21 protein-coding genes are annotated in these 22,590 nt (G+C 56.7%); 9 read left to right on the forward strand and 12 right to left on the reverse strand.

Going from position 1 to position 22,590, the window contains the following annotated elements:
* The first annotated feature begins 90 nt into the window (after positions 1-90).
* The 7 genes from cysQ (at position 91) to DS906_RS16230 (ending at position 8,089) form a co-directional block, all read left to right on the forward strand.
* A complete protein-coding gene (gene cysQ, locus DS906_RS16200; protein WP_113791133.1) occupies positions 91-888 on the forward strand; it encodes a 3'(2'),5'-bisphosphate nucleotidase CysQ in 798 nt (265 codons plus the stop codon).
* On the forward strand, positions 888-1,688 hold the full coding sequence (locus DS906_RS16205; RefSeq protein ID WP_113791134.1) for a 3-deoxy-manno-octulosonate cytidylyltransferase: 801 nt from the start codon (positions 888-890) through the stop codon (positions 1,686-1,688). Before cysQ ends, DS906_RS16205 begins: the two co-directional genes overlap by 1 nt.
* 68 nt (positions 1,689-1,756) lie before the next feature.
* Positions 1,757-2,740: a UDP-glucose 4-epimerase GalE gene (gene galE / locus DS906_RS16210; RefSeq protein WP_113791135.1), complete on the forward strand. Its 984-nt coding sequence runs from the start codon at positions 1,757-1,759 to the stop codon at positions 2,738-2,740.
* A gap of 7 nt (positions 2,741-2,747) precedes the next feature.
* Positions 2,748-3,806, forward strand: coding sequence for a glycosyltransferase family 2 protein (locus DS906_RS16215; RefSeq protein WP_369935089.1), 1,059 nt, complete (start codon positions 2,748-2,750; stop codon positions 3,804-3,806).
* 147 nt (positions 3,807-3,953) lie between these two features.
* Positions 3,954-4,940, forward strand: coding sequence for a glycosyltransferase family 2 protein (locus tag DS906_RS16220; protein WP_113791137.1), 987 nt, complete (start codon positions 3,954-3,956; stop codon positions 4,938-4,940).
* Positions 4,937-6,637 (forward strand): beta-1,6-N-acetylglucosaminyltransferase, encoded by a 1,701-nt coding sequence (locus DS906_RS16225; RefSeq protein WP_113791138.1) that lies wholly within the window; start codon positions 4,937-4,939, stop codon positions 6,635-6,637. Before DS906_RS16220 ends, DS906_RS16225 begins: the two co-directional genes overlap by 4 nt.
* Positions 6,638-6,643: 6 nt before the next feature.
* A complete protein-coding gene (locus DS906_RS16230; RefSeq protein ID WP_113791139.1) occupies positions 6,644-8,089 on the forward strand; it encodes a nodulation protein NodH in 1,446 nt (481 codons plus the stop codon).
* Here DS906_RS16230 and DS906_RS16235 read toward each other — a convergent pair.
* From DS906_RS16235 to DS906_RS16270, 8 genes are all read right to left on the reverse strand, one after another.
* Positions 8,073-8,591, reverse strand: coding sequence for a murein L,D-transpeptidase family protein (locus tag DS906_RS16235; protein WP_113791140.1), 519 nt, complete (start codon positions 8,589-8,591; stop codon positions 8,073-8,075). The two genes, DS906_RS16230 and DS906_RS16235, sit on opposite strands and share 17 nt — an antisense overlap.
* A gap of 57 nt (positions 8,592-8,648) precedes the next feature.
* On the reverse strand, positions 8,649-9,434 hold the full coding sequence (locus tag DS906_RS16240; RefSeq protein ID WP_113791141.1) for an ion transporter: 786 nt from the start codon (positions 9,432-9,434) through the stop codon (positions 8,649-8,651).
* 21 nt (positions 9,435-9,455) lie between these two features.
* On the reverse strand, positions 9,456-10,679 hold the full coding sequence (locus tag DS906_RS16245) for a class I SAM-dependent RNA methyltransferase (protein ID WP_113791142.1): 1,224 nt from the start codon (positions 10,677-10,679) through the stop codon (positions 9,456-9,458).
* Between the two features lie 39 nt (positions 10,680-10,718).
* On the reverse strand, positions 10,719-12,551 hold the full coding sequence (locus tag DS906_RS16250) for an ABC transporter ATP-binding protein (protein WP_113791143.1): 1,833 nt from the start codon (positions 12,549-12,551) through the stop codon (positions 10,719-10,721).
* Positions 12,548-14,386: an ABC transporter ATP-binding protein gene (locus tag DS906_RS16255; protein ID WP_113791144.1), complete on the reverse strand. Its 1,839-nt coding sequence runs from the start codon at positions 14,384-14,386 to the stop codon at positions 12,548-12,550. The genes DS906_RS16250 and DS906_RS16255 overlap by 4 nt, the downstream gene beginning before the upstream one ends.
* Before the next feature lie 190 nt (positions 14,387-14,576).
* Positions 14,577-15,731 carry a CCA tRNA nucleotidyltransferase gene (locus DS906_RS16260; RefSeq protein ID WP_113791145.1) on the reverse strand — a complete coding sequence of 385 codons (1,155 nt, stop codon included), beginning with the start codon at positions 15,729-15,731 and terminating at the stop codon, positions 14,577-14,579.
* Positions 15,728-16,333, reverse strand: a complete 606-nt coding sequence (locus DS906_RS16265) for a CoA pyrophosphatase (RefSeq protein WP_113791146.1) — start codon at positions 16,331-16,333, stop codon at positions 15,728-15,730. Before DS906_RS16265 ends, DS906_RS16260 begins: the two co-directional genes overlap by 4 nt.
* On the reverse strand, positions 16,317-17,294 hold the full coding sequence (locus DS906_RS16270) for an Hsp33 family molecular chaperone HslO (RefSeq protein ID WP_113791147.1): 978 nt from the start codon (positions 17,292-17,294) through the stop codon (positions 16,317-16,319). The genes DS906_RS16265 and DS906_RS16270 overlap by 17 nt, the downstream gene beginning before the upstream one ends.
* Before the next feature lie 76 nt (positions 17,295-17,370).
* On the opposite strand from DS906_RS16270, the gene DS906_RS16275 reads away from it, so the two are divergent.
* Entirely contained in the window at positions 17,371-17,814 is a 444-nt protein-coding gene (locus DS906_RS16275) for an NUDIX hydrolase (protein ID WP_113791243.1), read from the forward strand.
* Here the strand turns inward: DS906_RS16275 and DS906_RS16280 are convergent.
* Complete coding sequence (locus DS906_RS16280; RefSeq protein WP_113791148.1) at positions 17,811-19,082, reverse strand: PP2C family protein-serine/threonine phosphatase; 1,272 nt, start codon at positions 19,080-19,082, stop codon at positions 17,811-17,813. The two genes, DS906_RS16275 and DS906_RS16280, sit on opposite strands and share 4 nt — an antisense overlap.
* Positions 19,083-19,234: 152 nt before the next feature.
* Here DS906_RS16280 and DS906_RS16285 point away from each other — a divergent pair, with 152 nt between their 5' ends.
* Positions 19,235-19,558 (forward strand): Hpt domain-containing protein, encoded by a 324-nt coding sequence (locus DS906_RS16285; RefSeq protein WP_113791149.1) that lies wholly within the window; start codon positions 19,235-19,237, stop codon positions 19,556-19,558.
* A gap of 31 nt (positions 19,559-19,589) precedes the next feature.
* Here DS906_RS16285 and DS906_RS16290 read toward each other — a convergent pair whose 3' ends face one another.
* The 3 genes from DS906_RS16290 to DS906_RS16300 all read right to left on the reverse strand — a co-directional run bounded on the left by DS906_RS16290 (position 19,590) and on the right by DS906_RS16300 (position 22,576).
* A complete protein-coding gene (locus DS906_RS16290; protein WP_147235288.1) occupies positions 19,590-20,471 on the reverse strand; it encodes a hypothetical protein in 882 nt (293 codons plus the stop codon).
* A 115-nt stretch (positions 20,472-20,586) separates the two neighbouring features.
* A complete protein-coding gene (gene ilvA / locus DS906_RS16295) occupies positions 20,587-21,813 on the reverse strand; it encodes a threonine ammonia-lyase IlvA (protein WP_113791151.1) in 1,227 nt (408 codons plus the stop codon).
* Positions 21,814-21,871: 58 nt separating this feature from the next.
* Positions 21,872-22,576, reverse strand: coding sequence for a hypothetical protein (locus tag DS906_RS16300; protein WP_113791152.1), 705 nt, complete (start codon positions 22,574-22,576; stop codon positions 21,872-21,874).
* Positions 22,577-22,590 lie beyond the last annotated feature (14 nt).

Consider the following 22,590-nt stretch of genomic DNA (forward strand, 5'->3'; position numbering starts at 1 on the left):
ACTGCCACGAAATTCTTGCCGTTCCGTAACCGGCACAGCATAAGGCTCACAAGGATTTCGATCAACAAACTACAGCAACGGAGCATTTTTGTGACCTATGACGCCCTTATTCCCGTAATCAGACGTCTGGCGCTGGAAGCCGGGGACACGATCATGCAGATCTACGAGGCAGATGATTTCGACGTCAAAGTCAAATCCGACGCCAGCCCCGTGACCGAAGCGGACGAGGCCGCCGATGACCTGATTTCGGCAGGCTTGCGCGCGGTGTTCCCGGATATTCTGCTGGTGACCGAAGAACAGGCCGCATCACATTCCGAAAAAGGCGACACATTTTTGATCGTCGATCCGCTGGACGGAACCAAGGAGTTCATCAACCGGCGCGGTGATTTTACCGTGAACATCGCACTGGTCGAAAACGGAGTGCCAACCCGCGGCGTTGTGTATGCACCGGCCAAGGGGCGCATATTCTACACGCAAGCAGACGGTCAATCGGTTGAGGAAACCGGCGCGCTGGATAAGGCCCAGGCCGGGGATGTCATCCCGATTTCGGTGTCTGAGCCGGACAATTCGGCACTTTTGATCGTCGCCTCAAAATCGCACCGCGATCAGGCGACCGAGGATTACATCAACAAATATCAGGTCAAGGACAGCAAAAGCGCAGGCTCGTCCCTGAAGTTCTGTCTGGTCGCGACTGGAGAAGCGGATTTGTATCCCCGCGTTGGCCGCACAATGGAATGGGACACCGCCGCAGGTCATGCCGTGCTGGCTGGCGCGGGCGGTAAGGTGGTTCGTTTCGATGATCACTCGTCATTGAACTATGGCAAGGACGGCTATGCAAACCCGTTCTTTATCGCCTACGCTCCGGGCGTTGACCTGAAGGAGGCCTGATGTCCGTATTGATTGCCATCCCTGCCCGCTATGCCTCGACCCGCTACCCCGGTAAGCCGCTGGTTCCGCTGACCGGGGTAAGCGGCAATGCGATGACCCTGATTGAACGATCCTGGCGCGCCGCCTGTTCCGTATCAGGCGTGGACAAAGTGGTTGTCGCTACCGATGACGACCGCATCCGCGACGTGGCCGAAGGTTTCGGGGCCGAGGTGGTGATGACATCCGAGACTTGCGGCAATGGCACCGAGCGCTGCGCCGAGGCCCATACTGCTCTGGGCGCGGGCTATGAGGTCGTGGTGAACCTGCAAGGGGATGCGCCATTGACACCACATTGGTTTGTCGAAGACCTGATCGCCGGTCTGCGCGCCGCACCCGAGGCAGGTGTCGCCACGCCGGTTCTGCGGTGTGACGGAGATGCTTTGAACAGCTTGCTGAACGATCGCAAAAACGGCCGGGTCGGCGGCACAACAGCCGTATTTGCGACCGATCACAGCGCAATGTATTTCTCGAAAGAAGTCGTGCCTTTTACTGCCGAAACTTTTGCTGGCACCGAACCGACACCGGTGTTTCACCATGTCGGCGTCTACGCCTATCGTCCTGATGCGCTGTCAGCCTATCCAACCTGGCCAGTAGGACCTTTGGAGCAATTGGAAGGGCTGGAACAGCTGCGCTTCATGGAAAATGGTCGCAAGGTTCTGTGCGTTGAGGTTGAGGCAAAGGGCCGTCAATTCTGGGAATTGAACAACCCACAAGATGTGCCGAAGCTCGAAGAGATGATGGCCGCGATGGGGTTGGATTGAACCAATTTCACCTGAACTCCGTTAATAACAACGCCTAACCGGGCGTGGCACCGCAATTTGGAACGATTATGAAAAACATTCTTGTCACCGGCGGTGCCGGGTACATCGGATCTCATGCCTGTAAGGCGCTTTCTCAGGCTGGTTATACGCCTGTAACCTTCGACAATTTGATTACCGGCTGGCAGGACGCGGTGAAATTTGGTCCGTTCGAACAGGGCGATCTGATGGATCGTGCCCGGCTGGATGAGGTATTCGCCAAATACGAACCCTTGGCCGTGATGCATTTTGCCGCCCTCAGCCAAGTGGGTGAGGCCATGTCCGAGCCTGGCAAATACTGGTCCAACAACGTGACCGGATCGCTAAATTTGATCGAAGCGGCGGTGGCCGCCGGGTGTTTGAACTTTGTGTTCTCGTCCACCTGCGCCACCTATGGCGAGCATGACAATGTGGTGCTGGACGAAGACACGCCGCAACTGCCGCTGAACGCGTATGGCGCCTCAAAACGTGCCATCGAAGATATCTTGCGCGATTTCGAGGCCGCGCACGGGCTGAACCACGTGATCTTTCGGTATTTCAACGTGGCCGGTGCCGACCCTGATGGCGAAGTGGGTGAGTTCCACCGCCCGGAAACCCACCTTGTGCCGCTGATGCTGGACGCCATCGACGGCAAGCGCGACGGATTGACCGTATTCGGGACCGACTACGACACACCAGACGGCACCTGCATCCGCGACTATGTACATGTTTGCGATCTGGTCGATGCACACGTATTGGGATTGAACTGGTTGGAACAAGGCAAAGACAGCCGCGTCTTCAACCTGGGCACCGGATCGGGGTTTTCGGTGATGGAGGTGATCAGCCACTCCAACGCCGTCACCAACCGCGACGTGCCCTATTCGATTGGACCGCGCCGGGCTGGGGATTGCACAAAGTTGGTCTCTGGTTCTGTGCGCGCTGGTGAAGAACTTGGCTGGTCCCCCAAAAGGTCCACGTTAGAGACAATGATTGCCGATGCGTGGCGCTGGCATCAGAACGGCCATTACGAAAAATGAGCTTATTGTGACTGGTACAGGGGAAGATACGCTTCCGCCCATCTCATGGGTGCAAATGTACAAGTTGCGGCTAAAACGACAGCGGTTGTTGTGGCGGTCCTTTCGCAGCCGCCATCAATTGTCTTGCCTGAACGACCGCACGGCGAACATCAAATCCGGCGACATTCTGGCCTTCACCACGCTGCGCAATGAAATCACCCGCCTGCCCTGGTTCCTGCGCCATTATCGTGCATTGGGGGTTGATCACTTTCTGATCGTCGACAACGACAGCGATGATGGCTCAGCGCCCTTTCTCAGGGAACAACCGGACGTGTCAATGTGGCAGACCCGGGACAGCTACCGCGCGTCGCGCTATGGGCTGGATTGGCTGACCTGGCTGCAAATACGCTATGGGCACAACCACTGGACCCTGATGGTCGATGCGGATGAGTTGCTGATCTACCCCGATCATGACACCCGGCCTCTGCGCGATCTGACTGACTGGCTGGATGATGAGGGACGGGTGGCGTTCGGCGCGCTGATGCTGGATCTTTATCCCAAAGGCCCGCTGGGAGAGCAACGCTACGACCCCAAGACCAACCCGACCGAGGTGGTGAGTTGGTTTGATGCCGCCCCCTACCGGTCACAACGGCAAAGCCCGCTGGGCAACCTTTGGGTGCAGGGCGGCGCGCGCGAGCGCATGTTTTTTGCCGACACCCCGCGTCGGTCTCCGACACTGAACAAAATCCCGTTGGTCCGGTGGTCGCGGCGCTACGCCTATGTGAATTCGTGCCATTCCGCATTGCCACGCCATCTGAACGCCAGTTACGGAGGGCCCGGCGACACAGCGCCTTCCGGTGTATTGTTGCACACCAAATTCCTGCCCGAAGTTGTGGAAAAATCAAAGATCGAGAAAGAGCGCCGGCAACACTTTCACGATACCGAACAGTTTGCAGATTACTATGACGGCGTAGTGGATCGTCCGGTCATGTGGACGCCAGAGTCCAAGCCATACGACGGTTGGGAATCTTTGCAGCAACTGGGTCTGATGGGAACAATCGACTGGGAAAGCCACAACTCAAACTAACGGTTTTTAAAGTCGTTGCTTCGAAAGATGGAAAAATGGCATAAAACGGCAATTGTCCGGCACCACTCTGGCTTGTACAGCCTCCGGGCACGCTCGCGTAAATAACAAAGGTTGGGCAGTCGCGTGGGCCTATTGGATTCATACCGAATGAGATTGCGGCGCAAGCGCCGTATATTGCGTTGCCTTCGAAAGCGGCGCGACCTTGTTCCCGTTTCCATAAATACAAATTTGATAACACGGAAAGACGTCCTGCTGGTCAGCGTCATACGGAATGAGAAAATTCGCCTGCCGTATTTTCTGGCCTACTACCGGCAGCTGGGCATCAACCATTTTCTGTTCGTAGACAACGCCAGCAATGACGGGTCACTTGAATATCTGGCGGGTCAACCCGACGTCTCGGTCTGGCGCGCCGATGCAAGCTATAAGCGTGCGTCGTTTGGAGTGGACTGGACAAACTATCTGTTGCGCAAATATGCACATGGCCACTGGGTTCTGACCGTCGATCCGGACGAATTCTTTATCTACCCGTTCTGCGATACACGGCCGATCCGCGCCCTGACCGACTGGCTGGACGGCTGCGCCGTGCGCAGCTTCAGTGCAATGCTGATCGACATGTATCCCGAAGGGCCGGTCGAAGACGCCATATATTCCGAGGGGCAAAACCCGTTCGAAATCGCCAAATGGTTTGATGCGGGCAATTATTCGATCACAAAAAACCCGACCTACGGAAATCTCTGGATTCAAGGCGGACCCCGCGCGCGGGTATTCTTTAAGGACACGCCGAAAAAAGCGCCTGCGCTAAACAAGATTCCTTTGGTGAAATGGGACAAGCGCTATGTCTATGTCAGCTCGACCCATGCGTTGTTGCCACGCGGATTGAATCAGGTGTTTGATGAATGGGGTGGTGAAAAAACAAGCGGTGCGTTGTTGCACGCCAAACTCATCAGCACATTGGGCGAGAAGGCCCAGGAAGAGATGGAGCGCGGCCAGCATTACCGCAGCTCTGACGAATATCGCGCCTATGCCGAACATCTGGCGGACATGCCCGAGTTCTGGTGCGACAAATCCGAAGCCTACATCAACTGGCGACAGCTTGAGATTCTGGGCCTCATGTCGAAAGGAAACTGGGCATGAGCAACCTGGGCATTGTCATGCTGGTTCACACTGCCCTAAACCGGGCCGGGCAAGTGGCTCGACACTGGACCTCTTCGGGGTGCCCGGTGGTGATCCATGTGGATCGCAAGGTGCCAAACAAGATCTATGCGGAATTCGTTGCCGCCTGCGCGAATGACCCGCTGATCCGGTTTTCTGACCGTCATGTCTGCAACTGGGGTGGGTGGGGAATCGTTGCCGCCTCGCAATCTGCCGCCGCACTGATGCTTGAGACGTTTCCCGATGTCCGCCATGTTTTCCTTACTTCGGGGTCCTGTCTTCCGTTGCGGCCAGTGGATGAACTGGTCAATTACCTCTCTGACCGGCCGCGCGTGGATTTCATCGAAAGCGCCACAACCTCTGATGTGAGCTGGACTATGGGGGGCTTGGATCAAGAACGCTTTACCCTGAGATTTCCGTTCTCGTGGCGCAAGAACCGCAAACTGTTTGACGCCTATGTGAAACTGCAACGCGCATTGCGCATTCGGCGCTACATACCCGAAGGGCTGGTGCCACATATGGGAAGCCAGTGGTGGTGCCTGACCCGCCAAACCCTGTCGGCCATATTGCAGGATCCAAAGCGCGAGACCTATGACCGGTATTTCCGGCGCGTCTGGATCCCCGACGAAAGCTATTTCCAGACGCTGGCGCGCCTGTATTCCACCCATATCGAAAGCCGGTCTCTGACCCTGTCCAAGTTCGACTATCAGGGTCGTCCGCATATTTTCTATGACGATCACCTGCAACTACTGCGCAGATCCGACTGTTTTGTTGCCCGCAAAGCCTGGCCCAACGCGGATCGACTGTATCAGGCCTTTCTGACCGATCAGGCCGGCGCCATGAAACCCACTGAGCCCAACCCAAGCAAAATTGACCGGGTGTTTTCCAAGGCGGTCGAACGGCGCACACGCGGGCGTGACGGGTTGTACATGCAAAGCCGGTTTCCACGGCACGGCAACGAAAACGGGCTGACGGCCTCTCCGTATTCGGTTTTTCAGGGTTTTGCCGAGGTGTTCGAAGATTTTGAGCCTTGGTTGACCAACATCACCGGCGCGCGTGTCCACGGGCATCTTTTTGACCCGAAGCGCGCTGAATTCGCCGGCGGAGAAACCATCGTCAACGGCGGCCTCAGCGATTGCGCAAAGCTGCGGGACTACAATCCAACAGCTTTCCTTTCGAACCTGATCTGGAACACGCGCGGCGAAAAACAGTGTTTTCAGTTCGGCCCCGCTGACACGCAAGAAATCAACTGGCTTTTGGCCCGGGACAAGAATGCGCTGATTTCAGTTATAACCGGGGCCTGGGCGATCCCGCTGTTTCGATCAAACCTGAACTTTGCCGATATCCGGACCGAGGCCGCGCGGCTGCAGCAGATCGAAACCAAGCAACTGGAAATCTTGTCTTCTGTCTGGACCAAGGCGCGCGTGCGCAGGTGGACGTTGGCAGAATTCGTTGAATCTCCGGTCGAGCCTTTGCAAACCGCGGTCGAGGATACCGGAACCACCCAAACCAGCCACCTGACCGAAGCGCCGAAAATGGTGGATCTGTCCGGGTTCGGCCAGTTCCTGCAAAACCTGAAGAACCAGGGCATGCACCCTTATCTCATGGGCGATTTCCCACCGGACGACAGTTTTGCCGACCGGGTCCGGCCATATCGAAAACCCTATCTGGTGCAGTAAAGATAAATGACCCCCCAATTTGACTATTTTATCATTCTTGCAGCCATGCGGACCGGTTCCAACCTGCTAGAGGCGAACCTGAACGCCATCGAAGGGGTCACCAGCTATGGCGAGGCGTTCAATCCCCATTTCATCGGGCGCCTGAAATCCGACACTCTGCTGGGCATCTCGGTAGAAGAGCGGGATCGTGACCCTTCTACATTGCTTGAGGCAATCCGGCAGGCACCAGGAGAACTGAACGGGTTTCGCCTTTTTCAGGGACATGATCCACGTGTATTAGAGTCTGCTTTGGGCGATCCGCGTTGCGCCAAGATCATTCTGACCCGAAACCCTCTGGACAGTTTCATCTCGTTGAAGATTGCGCGCGAAACCAAGCAGTGGCAGCTGAAAAACATCAAGCGTCGTCGCGAAGCACAGGTTGAGTTCGATGCCGAAGCGTTCATGAAATACCTGAACCGGCAGCATGAATATCACCTGATGCTGTCGCAGCGTTTGCAGCAAAGCGGCCAGGCCCCATTTTACATTGCTTATGAAGACCTGAATCAGGTGCACCTGCTGAATGGTCTTGCCGCCTGGCTGGGTGTGTCCGGCAGGCTGTCGACGATCGACGAAACACTCAAACCGCAAAACCCCGAGCCGGCGCTGGCAAAGGTGACAAACCCCGACGAAATGGAGCAGGCGTTGTCACAAATCGACAGCTTCAACCTGCACAGCACTCCGAATTTTGAACCACGCCGACGTCCATTGGTGGCGAATTACGTTGCCGCACCAAAGACGCCACTGATGTACATGCCCATCCGCGGGGGAATGGAAAGCCCGGTAACAAGGTGGATGGCCGCGCTGGACCATGTTGATGTCGAACAATTGCTGACCAATCAGAACAGAAAGCAGACGCGTCAGTGGTTTTTATCCAATCCCGGGCATCGAAAGGTCACCGTGCTGCAACACCCATTGGCGCGCGCGCACCGGGCCTTTTGCAGACATATCCTCAACACAGGTTCCGGCGCCTATCCGAAAATCCGACACGTCCTGCGCAACCGGCTAAAGATTCCGATCCCCGGACAATTGCGCGATGGCAATTACCCGGTTGAGCAGCATTACGAGGCGTTTTCCGCGTTCCTGACATTCCTGCGTCAGAACCTTGCCCAACAGACCGCCATACGCGTGGACGCGGCATGGTGCAGTCAGTCGCAGGCCCTTGAGGGGATGGCGTCCTTCGCATTGCCCGACCTGATCCTGAGGGAGGACGAAGTCGCAACCGCCCTGCCCGATCTGGCGCGCCGGATGGGGCATAGCACACCGCCTTTACCCGACCTAAGCGAACCGGATACTCCGTTTACCTTGGCTGATATTTATGACGACAAACTGGAAACGCTGGCCGCCCAGGCATACCAGCGTGACTATATGCAGTTCGGATTTGGGCCCTGGAAACCGATTAGGGGCGCAGAGTAATCAGCGTTCCCCGGCTTACCATTGAATAGATCTCTTCGATCTCGTCATTCTTGACGGCGATGCAGCCCGCGGTCCAATCCGACGTCTTTTTAGCGCGCTTACGCTCTTTGCGACGGTTCGGTTGTCCGTGGATAAAGATATCGCCGCCGGGATCGACACCCATGGCCTTCGCTTTCGCGACATCTTCAGAGTTCGGGTACGAGATCCCCAGCGACAGATGATAGCGGCTATTGGGATTGCGCCGATCGATCAGGTAGCTGCCTTCCGGCGTGCGCCCATCGCCTCGCTTGGCTTTGGTTCCGCCGGGTGTGAATCCAAGATCAACCTCGTATTCTTTCAAGATCTTATCATTGTGCAAAAGATATAGCTTTCGCGCGCCCTTGTTGATGACCAGAGAGGTCACTTCGGGCCCGTTGTAAGTCAGAATTCTGGGGCTGGCCGAGGCACAAGCTGAGAGACTCAGCGTTGCCATCGCACCCAATCCAAATGCTCGACGATCCATGTTCACTGCCTACTGCTCTTTTTCTCTGTATTATGCCAGAAAATGTGAAAACTGAAATCACTTTTTGATGTTTTGCTGCTCTGTCAGGCGACGTTCGATGCTTTCAAGCCGCTCCAGCACTTCGTCACGATAGGCATCGGTTTTGACTTCGTCCTCGGCATGATGCGCATCCTGCATCGAATTCACGATCAAACCGACCAGCAGGTTTACCACCGCAAAAGTGGTCACCATGATGAACGGCACAAAGAACAGCCAGGCGTAAGGATAGATCTCCATTACCGGGCGCACGATCCCCATGGACCAGCTTTCCAGCGTCATGATCTGGAACAGCGTATAGGCCGACAGGCCTAGATCGCCGAACCAGTCCGGGAAGGTCTGCGAGAACAGTTTGGTTGAAATCACCGCACCGATGTAAAACAGGATCGCCATAAGAAGGAACACGCTGGCCATGCCAGGCAAAGCCGAAATAAAACCTTCAACCACGCGGCGCAGGCGTGGCGCGACTGAGATGACACGCAGAACCCGCAAAATCCGCAAAGCCCGCAGCACCGACAGACCGGACCCGCCCGGTACAAGAGCGATGCCGACAATCACGAAATCAAAGACGTTCCAGCCGTTGGTGAAAAACCTGCGCCCTGTGGCCAGCAGTTTAATCGCAATTTCAACAACGAAAATGGTCAGGCAAAGGCTATCCAGTGTCACGATCAATGGACCCGCAGCTTCCATTAGGGTCGGTGATGTCTCCATCCCCAGCAGTACCGCGTTGAAGATGATGACACCGGTAATGAACTTCCCGAAAGCTGGTGCTTCGATAAAGGTCAGCAGGCGTTGGGTGGTCCCCATTCGGGTGGTCTCCTGTAAGTCTTAAGAGTTCAGGGTGAACCTTGCGGCAAGTTCGGTGTGTGACGACCATCGAAATTGGTCAACGACCTGTACCCATTCAAGGGTGTAGCCCGCATTAACAAGAATTTTCGCATCGCGGGCGAAGGTCACCGGGTTGCAGGACACATAAGCAATCACCGGGCGCAGGGCTTGCGCCAGTTCGGCCACTTGCGCCTCGGCCCCGGCGCGTGGCGGGTCGATCACCGCTGCATCAAAGAATTTCAGCTCATCGGGCATCAGTGGCCGCCGAAACAGGTCTCGCGCCTCGGTCGTTATTCGCTTGAGGCCCTGCGCCCTGCGCCACCCCTGATCCAGCGCTTGCGTCATCGCAGGCTCGCCTTCGACGGCGTGAACCTCAGCCCCTTCTGCCAGAGGCAAAGAGAATGTGCCGCTGCCAGCAAACAGATCGACAATGCGCTTGGATCCACCGACAGCTTCGGAAACAGCCTTTAACAGAGCCTGTTCTCCGTCTTTTGTCGCCTGCAAAAACGCACCGGGCGGAGGTATGACATCTGCCTGACCAAAGTGCTGGACCGGAGGCTGGCGCATGGCAATCACTTCACCATCCCAGCTGAGCCGGGCAAGACCGTGTTTCTCGGTCGCTTGTGCCAAAGCCAGCTCTAGCGGGCCGTCCAGCGGTTTGCCGCCTTTGACCGCCACATCAAGCCCGGCTTCGGACAAAGTTAGCGTCACCGCCAACACGCCTTTGCGGCTGCCACCCAAAACGGCCAGCGCTTCGGCAACCGGAATGGCCGCGATCAGGACCGGGTCGAGCAAATGGCAATCCGGGATCTCGGTGATCGCGTCAGACGCGCGACCATGAAACCCGGCCAGAGTGCCCTTTTTCGTCCGTCGAACCGCGATCGTCGCGCGACGGCGGGACCGCTCTGGTGACGTATGGATCGGGCGCATCGACGCCTCCAACCCCTGCGCGGCCAGCGCGTTGCGCACCACTTCGACCTTCCAATCCGCGACGAATCCATCTGCAGCGTGCTGCAACTGGCATCCACCACAGGACTTGTAGTGACGACACGGTGCCTTGACCCGCTGATCCGAGGGCGTATCGACACGGATATCTGTCAGGAATTGATCCAGCAGCGTGCCGCTGACGACCTCACCCGGCAAGGTGCGCGGAGCGTAAACGGGGCCATCAGCGATGCCATCGCCTTGATGACCAAGGCGGGTAATGGTGTAGGTTTGGGTCATGGGACGCCTGATACCGGGGCTTGGCCCGCAACAAAACCCTTATTCCGCAGCTTCGGCCTGAATGAACCCGCCCGACTGGCGGTGCCAGAACCGCGCATATAGCCCACCCAGATCCAACAACGCGTCATGGGTGCCGGTTTCCACGATACGCCCTTGGTCCAGGACAATAATCCGGTCCATCTCGCTGAGTGTGGACAACCGATGCGCGATAGCCAGCACCGTCTTGCCTTGCATCACCCGATGCAAAGCCGTCTGGATCGAGGCCTCAACCTCGGAATCCAGTGCCGAGGTTGCCTCATCCAGCACCAAAATAGGCGCATCCTTCAATATGGCCCGCGCCAGCGCAATCCGCTGTCGTTGCCCACCGCTAAGCTTCACTCCGCGCTCGCCCAGATGTGCGTCATAGCCGGTGCGACCGTGGGCATCCTGAAGGCTGAGGATGAATTCATGCGCCTCGGCCTTTTTGGCCGCCTCGATCATTTCCTCTTCCGAGGCGTCAGGGCGGCCGTAAAGAATATTCTCCCGCGCCGACCGATTGAACATCGCGGTTTCCTGCGTGACCATGCCGATCTGACGGCGCAAGCTGTCCTGCGTTACTCCGGATACGTCCTGACCATCTATCAAGATCGCGCCCTTTTCGCCGTCATAAAGGCGCAACAGCAACGAAACCAAGGTTGATTTCCCCGCCCCCGAAGCGCCGACAATGCCCAGTTTCTCGCCGGGGTGCACGGTCATGTTCAAGCCCGATACACCGCCAACATCCCGACCGTAGGCAAAACTGACATGATCAAAGGTGATCTGGCCTTCGGGCACAGACAACTCCGCCGCGCCCGTTTGATCCTCAACCCGTTCGCGCTTGGCCAGCGTATTCATGCCGTTCTCGATCTCGCCAACATTGGCGTAAAGACCCATGAGGGTGAAGCTGACCCAGCCGGTCATCTGGGCAATACGAATGGAAATGGCACCCGCGGCCACAATGTCACCGGCTGTCGCGGACCCCGCTTGCCACAGCCACAGCGTTGCACCTATCAGCAAAACCGGCAGAACCCCGGCCAACAGCATCAAGATAAAGCGGAAACTGGCCGACAGGCTTCCGAACGCCAACATCTTTTCACGCAAATCAACCATGGAATTCCGCGCGGCATGATCTTCGAATTCCGAATGAGCGAACAGCTTAACGGTCTTGATATTGGTGATCGTGTCGACAACTTGTCCGGACACCATCGCGCGAGCGCCTGCCCGCGCCGCCGACCGTTTACGGATGCGCGGCAGATACCAACGGACAAGCAGGAAATACACGACCAGCCAAACCGCAAATGGCAGCATAACCAGTGGATGAATAGACCCTAACAAAAGCAATGATCCCGCCAGCGAGGCCAAGGCAAACACGATCGCACTGATCGTCTCGGACACGACCGACGCCATCGCGTTGGATGTTTGCATCTGCTTCTGCGCGATCCGGCCCGCAAAATCGTCGTCAAAATATGTGACGGATTGGCCCAGCGTCCACCGGTTCAGCTTGGCCAGAACCAAAGGCGTGATGTTGGGCATGACGATGTAATTGTTGGTCAACGACGAAAGCCCGAACAGGGCCGGACGCAGTAGCATGAAAAACGCAACGACCCCAAGGATCATCCAGACGTTGTTGGCGGTCAGAAAGTTCCCGGGCCCGCTTGTGGTTGCTGCGTCAATGACCAGACCCAGCATCCACGCAGTTCCCGCCTCCATCGCACCCGCGGTGGCCGAGAAAAACGCCGCGACAAAGATCATTGGCCATGCGCCAGACAAGCACCAGCGAATGAACGCCCCCAGCGTTTGCGGCGGGGGCGTTTCGATGTTCTTGAACGGGTTTATGAGGTCGGCAATCCTCATTCAGCGGCCTCCGGGTTCAGGAAGCCCCCAGATTGCCGTGCCCAGAACTGGGCGTAAAGCCCACCTTGCGCCAGCAATTCGGAATGCCCGCCCTGTTCAACGATCCGACCACCATCCATGACCAGAATACGATCCATCTGCGCGATAGTACTTAGCCGGTGGGCAATGGCGATCACGGTTTTTCCTTGCATCATACCGTAGAGAGTTTCCTGAATTGACGCTTCGACCTCGGAATCTAGGGCAGATGTCGCCTCGTCCAACAGCAAAATTGGTGCGTCCTTCAGGATCACCCGCGCCAGCGTCACGCGCTGCCGCTGACCGCCCGAAAGTTTCACACCCCGCTCGCCCACGTGCGCATCATACCCCGTGCGCCCTTCTGGGTCTTGCAGATCAGGGATGAATTCATGAGCCTCAGCCTGTTTGGCGGCGGCGATCATCTGTTCTTCGGTGGCATCGGGGCGACCATAGAGGATGTTGTCACGCACCGACCGATGCAACAGGGCGCTGTCCTGCTGAACCATACCGATATGGCTGCGCAAGCTGTTCTGCGTAACCTTGGCGATATCTTGATCGTCAATCAGGATCGCGCCCTGTTCAACATCGTAAAACCGCAATAGCAGCTTAACCAGGGTCGATTTCCCCGCACCAGACCGCCCGATCAGGCCGATCTTTTCGCCCGGATGGAGGGTCAGGTTGATGTGATCCAGCCCGCCGGTCTTGCGACCGTAATGGTGTGACAGATGACGGATGTCGATCTGGCCCTTGCTCAGCTGCAATGGCTTGGCATCCGGCACATCCAACAGGTCAACGGGCTGGGCAATGGTCTGCATGCCTTCGGCCACGACACCAAGCTGGCGGAAGAAGCTGGTCAGCGCCCACATGATCCATCCAGTCATCGCGTTCAGTCGCAGGGTCAAAGCAGTCGCCGCCGCAACGACACCCACAGATGCGCTCCCTTGCATCCACAGGGAAATGGCCCAACCAACCACGCCGACGATCAGCAAACCGTTAAGCGCGACCAGAACCGCATCCATAATGGTGAAAATCCGCATTTCGACCTGAAACGTGCGGCGGGTTTCCTCGATGGCTTCGCGGGCATAGTCCAATTCTTGTTCGTTATGGGCGAACATCTTAACCGAGTGGATGTTGGTATAACTGTCGACCACCCGACCCGTTACAGCCGAGCGTGCATCAGATGCCGCCTGCGATGCCGGACCAACCCTTTTCACCGTCCAGCGCACCAGAATGGCGTAAAGCGCAAACCAGATCAGCAGCGGCAGCAATAACCGCGGATCAGCTGCCACCAACAGGATCGCAGCGCCAATCAGATAGGCTATCGAAAATGAGATGGCGTCAAACACCTGAAACACGGCCTCGCCTGCAGCAGGCGGTGTTTGCATGATCCGATTAGCAATGCGACCGGCAAAATCATTCTCGAACCAACCGACGGATTGGCGCAGAACGTGTTTGTGGGCACGCCAGCGGATCAGGGTGCCAAAATTCGGCAGGATCGTGTTGTTTAACAACAGCACATCCACGACATGCAGCATCGGGCGCAGCAGCAGCACAAACGCCGCGACCAGGATAAATTCGGTGCCGTGGTTCTGCCAGACCTCGGCCGGAGGGCCCGACAGCAGGTCAACCACACGGCCCATGTAGTAAATCAGGCCAACTTCAACTGCAGCAACAACGACAGAGATCAAACCAGCCCAGAAGAACACCCGCATGAACGGTTGCGAGTAGTCCAGCATGAATGGCCACAACCGCGTCGGCGGCGTGTCAGTTTCCTTGTAGGCAACAAAAGGGTCAACGAGGTTTTCGAAATAGCGAAACATGGAGAGTGCTCCGGTTGAGCAAAAAGTAAGTCATGCGAAGAAAGATGGCGTCAGAACACCACCCTTACGGGTCAAAGTGTTCCAGCCTTAGCTGTCCCAGATCCCGTAATACATTCGCATCCCTCCATTCATGTGACAGGGGCAAATAATCATAAACTCTTTTACTTGTCATCCCCTTTTGAGACTTCCTTTATCCACCCAGCAATTCTTCGCGGCCCAGTGTGAACCCCGAGGCGATCCACTTCACCTCAAGCTCGGCCAGTTTCTGGCCCAGCGCAGGGCCGGTGAACTCGGGGATCAGATCGGTTGCCCTGATCGGGAAGGTCGCGCCCGCACCAATGTGAAGATCATGCTTTATTGAGTCTAACCAAGGCAATTCCAAAAAGGCACATCGCAACAGCGCTTCGTGCAGCCCGTCTGTTTCACCGTACCGAAATCCCAGTTCAGCAAAGCTGGCCGGGCTGGACGCCTCATCCCGCATTCGGGTCAGGCGCTGCAATTGCGCGCGGCTCAGGCGCAGGGTTTGCGCGATCTCGGGCGGCGCAATCGCCGCCAGTCGCCGCACCGGTTCCGGATCAGCGCCTGCCTGTTGCTCCAATGCAATCAACGGGGCCAATGCACGATCATCAGCACCCGGCAATAGTTGCACCAGTACCCCGGCGCTGCGCATCGCAGCAACGGACGGCGCAGGGTCAGGTGCGCCCAGCAGTTTCAAAAGCTCTGCCCCCACGCGTTCACGGGACAAGCCAGCCAGACCATCCAGGTTAGACGCAATGGCGGCCAAAGCGTCGGGATCGAACCCTGCCTCGGCATCGCCATACCATGCGTGAAACCGGAAATAGCGCAGCGAACGCAGGTAATCCTCGCGAATGCGGTTCGCGGCAGTTCCGATAAACCGGACGCGGCGCGCTTGCAGGTCTGGCAAACCGTTCAGAGGGTCCAAAATTGTCCCATCGGGCCGTGCATATATCGCGTTCATCGTGAAATCGCGACGCGCGGCATCCTCTTCGACCTTATCGGAAAAGGCGACGACGGCGCGGCGACCATCGGTCTCCACATCACGGCGAAAGGTGGTGATCTCATGCGGGATGCCTTGGCTAACCACAGTGATTGTGCCGTGATCAATCCCGGTGGGTATGGCCTTGAGCCCAGCTTGCTGCGCCAGCTCGACCACTTTGTCGGGCCGCGCATCTGTGGCGATGTCGATATCCGATACCGGAGCGCCCAACAGCGCGTTGCGCACACACCCACCCACAAACAAGGCTTGGTACCCGGCATCGGTCAGGGCAGCGCAGACCTGTTGCGTTGCCGATTCCGACACCCAGTCTTCTTTTATTTGCGTCATTCGTTGATCCGTGCTGCCAATCCCCGCAGAATTCGGGCTGTTGCGCCCCAGATGTAATAAGGGCCGAAAGGTACCGTGAAGTAATACCGCCTTTGTCCCCGCCAGCGGCGCGATTCAACGATATAATTCGCGGGGTTGAGCACATGTGCAAGCGGAACAGAAAACACCTCGGCCACTTCGCCCGGTTCCGGTACCGGTTGGAAGGGTTCCCGCAGGATCGCCACCACAGGTGTGACCGTGAAGGAGGTCACTGTTTCATGCGTTGGCAAGTGGCCAAGAATTTCCGGCATTTCCTGCGGCAGGCCGATCTCTTCGCGCGCCTCACGCAGTGCGGTGGCGGTTACGTCCGCATCGCCGTTATCCTGCTTACCACCTGGAAACGCTATCTGCCCCGGGTGATGCTTAAGCGCCGAGGATCGCTTGGTCAAAATCAAGCGCGGGGCGCCATCGGCTACTGAAATCGGAACCAAAACGCCGGCGGGGCGCAGTTTGCGCCCCTCAGGCAGAACAAAATCGGGATTCAGGTCGAAATCACTGGACCCGTTGCCGGGGCGGCGCAAGGCCGCCCGCAGCTGATCTGTTGGATCAGGCGTTGTCAGCATCAAATCCGACCGTAGCAGGATCCAGCACGTAATGTGCACCGCAGAACTGACAATCAGCCGTCACGTCGCCTTCGGGCGTGGTCATCTTTTCGATGTCCTTGGCCGAATAGATCGACAGGCTCTGTCGAACACGGTCTTCTGAACAGGTACAGCCGAATTGGACTGACTGCGCATCGTATACCCGCGGCTGTTCCTCGTGAAACAGCCGGACCAACAGATCCGTAGGTGCAATCGACGGACCGATCAGTTCCAAATCGTCGACCGTATCCAGCAGGATGTTGACGCGGCCCCAGTTTTCACCTTCCTCACCATCGACAAGGTCACCCGCTGTCAGGATGTTCCCGTCGCCTTCGCTGGATGCGACGAAAGGCGAAGCCTTGGGCATGTGCTGCAGCATGACACCACCGGCGCGCCAATGTTCGCCAACACCCGGCTCTGTTGATTTGCCAAAGCTCAGCGAAAACCGGGTCGGCAACTGTTCTGATTGGGCAAAATACGCCTCGGCACAGGCACTCAGCGACCCACCGGCCAAAGGGGTGATCCCCTGATACGGTTGGGTCCCTTCACCCTGGTCGATCATGATGGCAAAATACCCCTCGCCCACCTGGTCGAACGGCACGCCATCTGTCAGGCGATCGCGGTCAAAGCTGGCATAGGCGCGAATGCGAGCTGATTCACCCTCTTGCTGAGGCGCATAATAGTCGGTCGCAATCATGCGCACCGGACCTTTGGACTGAACCTGCAGGGACAGCTTCCAGCGCAGCGCAACAGTCTGGCCGATCAATGCGGTCAGCAGGGCCATCTCGGCCACCAGTGCCTCGACCTTTTCGGGATAGTCGTGCTGGCTCAGGATGCCATCAAGCACACCATCCAGACGGGCCACGCGGCCGCGCATATCCGATACATCAAGTTGAAAGGGCAGGACGGTGTCGTCCCACGCGATTTTTGTTCCAAGAGACATGGGGTTTCCTTACACGCCACAGGTTGGCATACCGCCAGCATATAGGTCGAACTATTCGGGTTTTAAGGGGCCATACATGATCAGACGGTTTGGTGAAACCCCTCAGGCCGGGCGAATATATATACGCCGGGTGGGCGTTTATGCGTTGTTGCCCCGTGGCCGAAGCCTTTTGCTGACCTGTCAGACAGAACCCGGGCCCGATCTGCAATTGCCCGGCGGCGGAATTGATCCAGGCGAATCACCCATCACTGCCCTGCACCGAGAAGTCTTCGAGGAAACCGGCTGGTTGATCGCGTCGCCCCGCCGCGTTGGCGCATTTCGCCGGTTCACCTATATGCCCGAATACGATTTGTGGGCCGAAAAGTTGTGCCATATCTATCGCGCGCGCCCGATCCGGCGCATGGGTCCGCCGTCTGAGCCGTTCCATGAAGCCATATGGATGGACACCGCCGATGCGGTCCAATTGCTGGGCAATGACGGAGATCGCCACTTTGCAACGCTGCATGAACAGCGGCTTTAGTGACCGTTGTATTCAAAGAAAACAGCCGAAACATCATCATCCATACCTCGGCCAGGTGCCATCGCCTGTGTCAGCCGCCAGAACATATCGTCGAGGAACTCCGTTCCGTTCCGATCCGGCCCGCAATCCAGCGCCATCTGTCGCAAGCCATCCTCGTCCAGCAAGCCACCGTCGGCGAGACTGCATTCTGTGAACCCATCGGAATACAGCAGTAGCCGGTCGCCGGGTTGCATGTAGAACTCGGTCCGCTGAAACGTGACGTCCGGTAGCAATCCGATAGGTAATCCGCCCTCGCCCAGAAATTCTGTTCTGCCGTCCTGACATAACAACAGCGGATGCGGATGCCCGGCCTGCACCATTTTCACATGCCCGTTGCGCAGGTCTACAATAGCATAGACCATCGTGAAATACTCCTCGATCCCCGCGTCCGCCATCAGCCGCGAGTTCAGGGTTTCGGCAACTTCTTCCGGCGGCAGCAGGGCATAAAACTTGTCGAAACGCCGCGCCATCGCCACGTTCTGATCAAAATGATTGCTGGACAGATAGCCCCCCAAACGCGCCGTCATCATCGCAGACGTAATGCCATGCCCGGACACATCAATACTGTAAAACCCCAGCCTGTTCACACCCGGAGAGAACATCCCCACCAGATCGCCCCCAATATGACCACATGGCTTCAGCAGCATGCTGACCCGGGACTTACCGAAATTGCGCGTCAGCTCGGGTACCAGAGATTCCTGTATCTTGCGTGCCTGGATCAGGTCCTTGTCGATCGCGTCATGGGCGACGCGCAGCTCCTCAAGCGCGGTTTCGATCATCAGATTTTTCTTGGACAATTCGCGTTGCATATCCAGAATACGCGCTCCGGCTGATATACGCGCCCGCAGTTCATCCGCCTCAAGCGGTTTGATCAGAAAATCGTCCGCACCGGCATCCAGACCGCGCGCCACTTCTTGCTTTTCGCTTTTGGAGGTCAGCAGGATGAAATAGCTGTATTGCTTGTTGTCCAAGGCGCGGAACGCCTTGCAGAAATCCAGCCCGCTCATCCCCGGCATCACCCAATCGCTGAGGACAAGATCCGGCGGGTCCGCCGCGCACATTTCAATCGCAACATCACCGCTATCGGCCTCAAGCACGTCAAAGCCCCATTTCTTAAGCGAGGCGACCAGAATACGGCGCTGCAGGCGGCTGTCATCGACGACCAGCGCCTTTTGGATCACACCAAAATCCAGATCTGATCCACTGTCTGCCTGACTGACCTTTGTCACCTTAACCCTCTGCCCAGCGGCGCTTATCGGAATGGGAAGACCCTATCGCGCCGCAGTTTAACAATGGATGAAAGCCGAAATTCATTCCGCTTAACCTGCTCTTTACCGGTTCCGCGGTACCAAATCCCCGGGGCAGATAAAGCGAGGATGGCATGATCAACTGGTCCAGGGTCCGGCAACTAAGGGACGAGGTTGGCGCCAGCGAGTTTGATGAGGTGGTGCACATCTTTCTTGATGAGGTGAACGAGGCACTAACCCGGCTGCGGAACGACGCCGCCCGCACAGAGTTCGAACAAAACCTGCATTTTGTGAAAGGCAGCGCCCTGAGCCTTGGGTTCGAGGCTTTGGCCAAACTATGTCAGGACGGGGAACGACAATCGGCACAGGGGGACAGCCAGGCAGTCGATTTTGCCAATATCCTCAATGTATTCGAGGGCTCTGCCATCGAATTTAAGGCAGGACTGGGCAGTCTTTAGAGGCCAGAGCCATTTTCGGGACCTTCGGACGCTAAATTTTCACGGCAAACCCGTCGGGAAAGCGGAATTTCTTTAGGTCGAACTCCATTCCTCTGTCCTGCGTGAAATACCCGTCGCCCATCTTTTTCAGCGTCTGCGACGCCTCTTGCCGACAAAGCTCCACACAGTCCTGCATCGACAATTCTGGTATGTTGGACATCTCTCGACTCATGCGTTTGAAGCGGCGCGAACGCCTGCGCCAGCCGACGATGCCGACAGATTGACCGGGGGACTTTCTGATCTTTACACCATCCGCCATAGTTTCATCGACCAGCGGAGATCTTTCCTGTTCCCGACGCTGCATTTCTCGCCAGTTCGCAAAATGGAAATGAAGATTAAATAGGCCGGGCAGCAACTCAAAATTGTCATGCATAATCCCGTGCCCTCCGGTCCCAAAAGAAACCTTGCGCTGCACCAGACAAGGTTTGGAGTGGGGAATTTCAAACACGCAATACTTGCTGTCTGAAATCAGCGCACCCTGATCTTCATCATCCCAGGTCGCGACCAGGTTGAACCCCACGGCACCAGCGGCATTTTCCTGAAATTCAAATGGGTATTCTACCAAGGGGCTGCCATCAACGGTCATCAGCAACTCGTCACAATCCGAGACAATGACCCGGTCATAGAATTGGGTCAGCATAGCGGAAAAGTCCGACAGCATCCGCCAACGGGCATAGTCAAACGACTGATGCAGGCCATCCCGAAGAATGGCAACAACATTGCAACCTTGGCCAATTCGGTCGATCTCAGGATCGGCGCCATGCGACAGGATGTAAACATTTTCCCGGCCAAGCTGGGACGCATAGTACCCGACCCATTTCTCAAAGTACCAGTAGTCGCGCCAAACCATAGTTACTGCAGCAAGCGGCTTCATTTTTGCTTCCCGGTCTCAAAAGTCTAGAACTGGGTAAGTCAATTCCGACCGACCGACAAGATCGCCAAAATCCGCGCAATCACTTCTGTGGCCTTGAGGCCGTGAAACCCCGCGTTCAAATCACAAACTGTGCCAGCGTTTCGTCTTCGGTAATGTCGGTATAGGTAAAGCCCGCATCATCAAGATGCGCGAACAGGCGCACAAAATTCTCAGGCTTTCGCGTTTCGATACCGATCAAGACAGATCCGAAATTGCGGGCCGATTTTTTCATGTACTCAAAGCGGGCAATATCGTCCTCAGGACCTAGAATGCCCAGAAATTCCTTCAACGCGCCTGGACGTTGTGGCAGGCGGAGGATGAAGTATTTTTTGACGCCCGAATACCGCTGCGCCCGCTCCTTAACCTCAGGCAAGCGTTCGAAATCGAAATTGCCGCCCGAGGTGACGCACACCACTGTCTTACCGCGAATGAAGCTTTGCACGTCGCCCACGGCCTCAACCGCCAGGGCCCCCGCTGGTTCCAGAACGATGCCCTCGACGTTCAGCATTTCGATCATGGTAGTACAGATGCGATCTTCGGACAGAACCAAAACGTCGGACAAATGGCGGGATTTCAACAGCTCAAATGGCTTTTCACCGATCCGACCCACGGCCGCACCGTCGACAAATGTATCCACGTGATCCAGAGCCACTGGATGGCCCGCCGCCAATGCAGCACGCAGACAGGCACCACCCGCCGGTTCCACGAACAGACAATGCGTCCGATCCCCGAACCATGTGGCTACGCCAGACGACATGCCGCCGCCACCCACTGGCAAGATGACATGATCGGGAACCTGTCCAAGCTGTTCCTCAATCTCAACCGCTAAGGAAGCCTGACCTTCGATCACATCCTCATCATCAAAGGGCGACAGAAAGTACCCACCTTGCTGGGCGCACCAGTCTTGCGCGGCGGCCAGCGTGTCGTCGAAATAGTCTCCGGTCAGGTGGATCTCGATATTGTCGCCGCCGAAAATTCGGGTCTTCTGGATTTTCTGCTGCGGCGTGGTCACAGGCATGAAAATGACACCGCGTACGTTCAGATGTTTGCACATATAGGCAACACCCTGCGCATGATTGCCCGCACTGGCGCAGACGAACAGATCCTGCCCTTGCTGCTTGCGCATGGCATTGAACGCGCCGCGGATCTTGTAAGACCGAACCGGGCTTAGGTCTTCGCGCTTAAGCCAGATATCGGCGCCATAGCGGTCGGACAGATGAGCATTCCGTTGCAACGGCGTTGTCGGAAAAACAGAACGCATCACCTGTTCGGCGGCGCGAGCGCGGGTCATGAAATCGGTCATGACCGTTTCAGTGCCGCATCACTGCGACAAGGGCAAGGAATACATATGTGTACGCGAGTCAGGCGAGTTCGCGCTTTTCGACACAAACACCGTACATGGTTGTCAGAACGCTCAGGCTTACCATTGCGATCATCCAATTTACGATGGCCTGAAGCGCATACCCCAATAGTGCCGAGAAGAACCCTAAGAATCCTGCAACAAGACCAATAGCAAAACCAAACGCGCCCAAAAACAGGAAAACGATAAGAATTGCTGTCGCAATAGGCCGCGTAGCACGCCACGAGTCATCAAATCTGATCGGCTTTCCCACAGCGCTGGCGGGAAGAACCAGGCTCAGACGCTGAGTGACCCAAATCATAAAAATCAGCCCGACAACCAATAGAGCGCCGCCAAACAATGAAAGCGATCCTCCCGTAAAACCACCGGCGGCATAAACAACGCCGAACAATAGGGCTACCATACCTAAGAGGATCAACCCTAACGAAAGACCCCACCCGAAATACCCTAAAATGCGTGACACATTAAAATCCGGGATTGTCTTTTCTGGATACTCTTCCAGCAGGCAGTAGCGATGCCAAGAAACAGCAACCCATAAGGTGGCAATGTAACTCAGAAGCCCAAGCAGCAAGACACCCCTGAACTGACCCTGTCCTCCGATGACGTATTCCGGCCCTTTTACAATGAAAAGCACAACCCCGAACAGAGAAACCGCTATTATCGGGGACGACACTCGCAGCGCTGTACCAAAATCATTAAAAATCATGTTAAGCGCGTGCT

This window comes from Ruegeria sp. A3M17, assembly GCF_003318255.1.
Classification (GTDB): Bacteria; Pseudomonadota; Alphaproteobacteria; order Rhodobacterales; family Rhodobacteraceae; genus Ruegeria.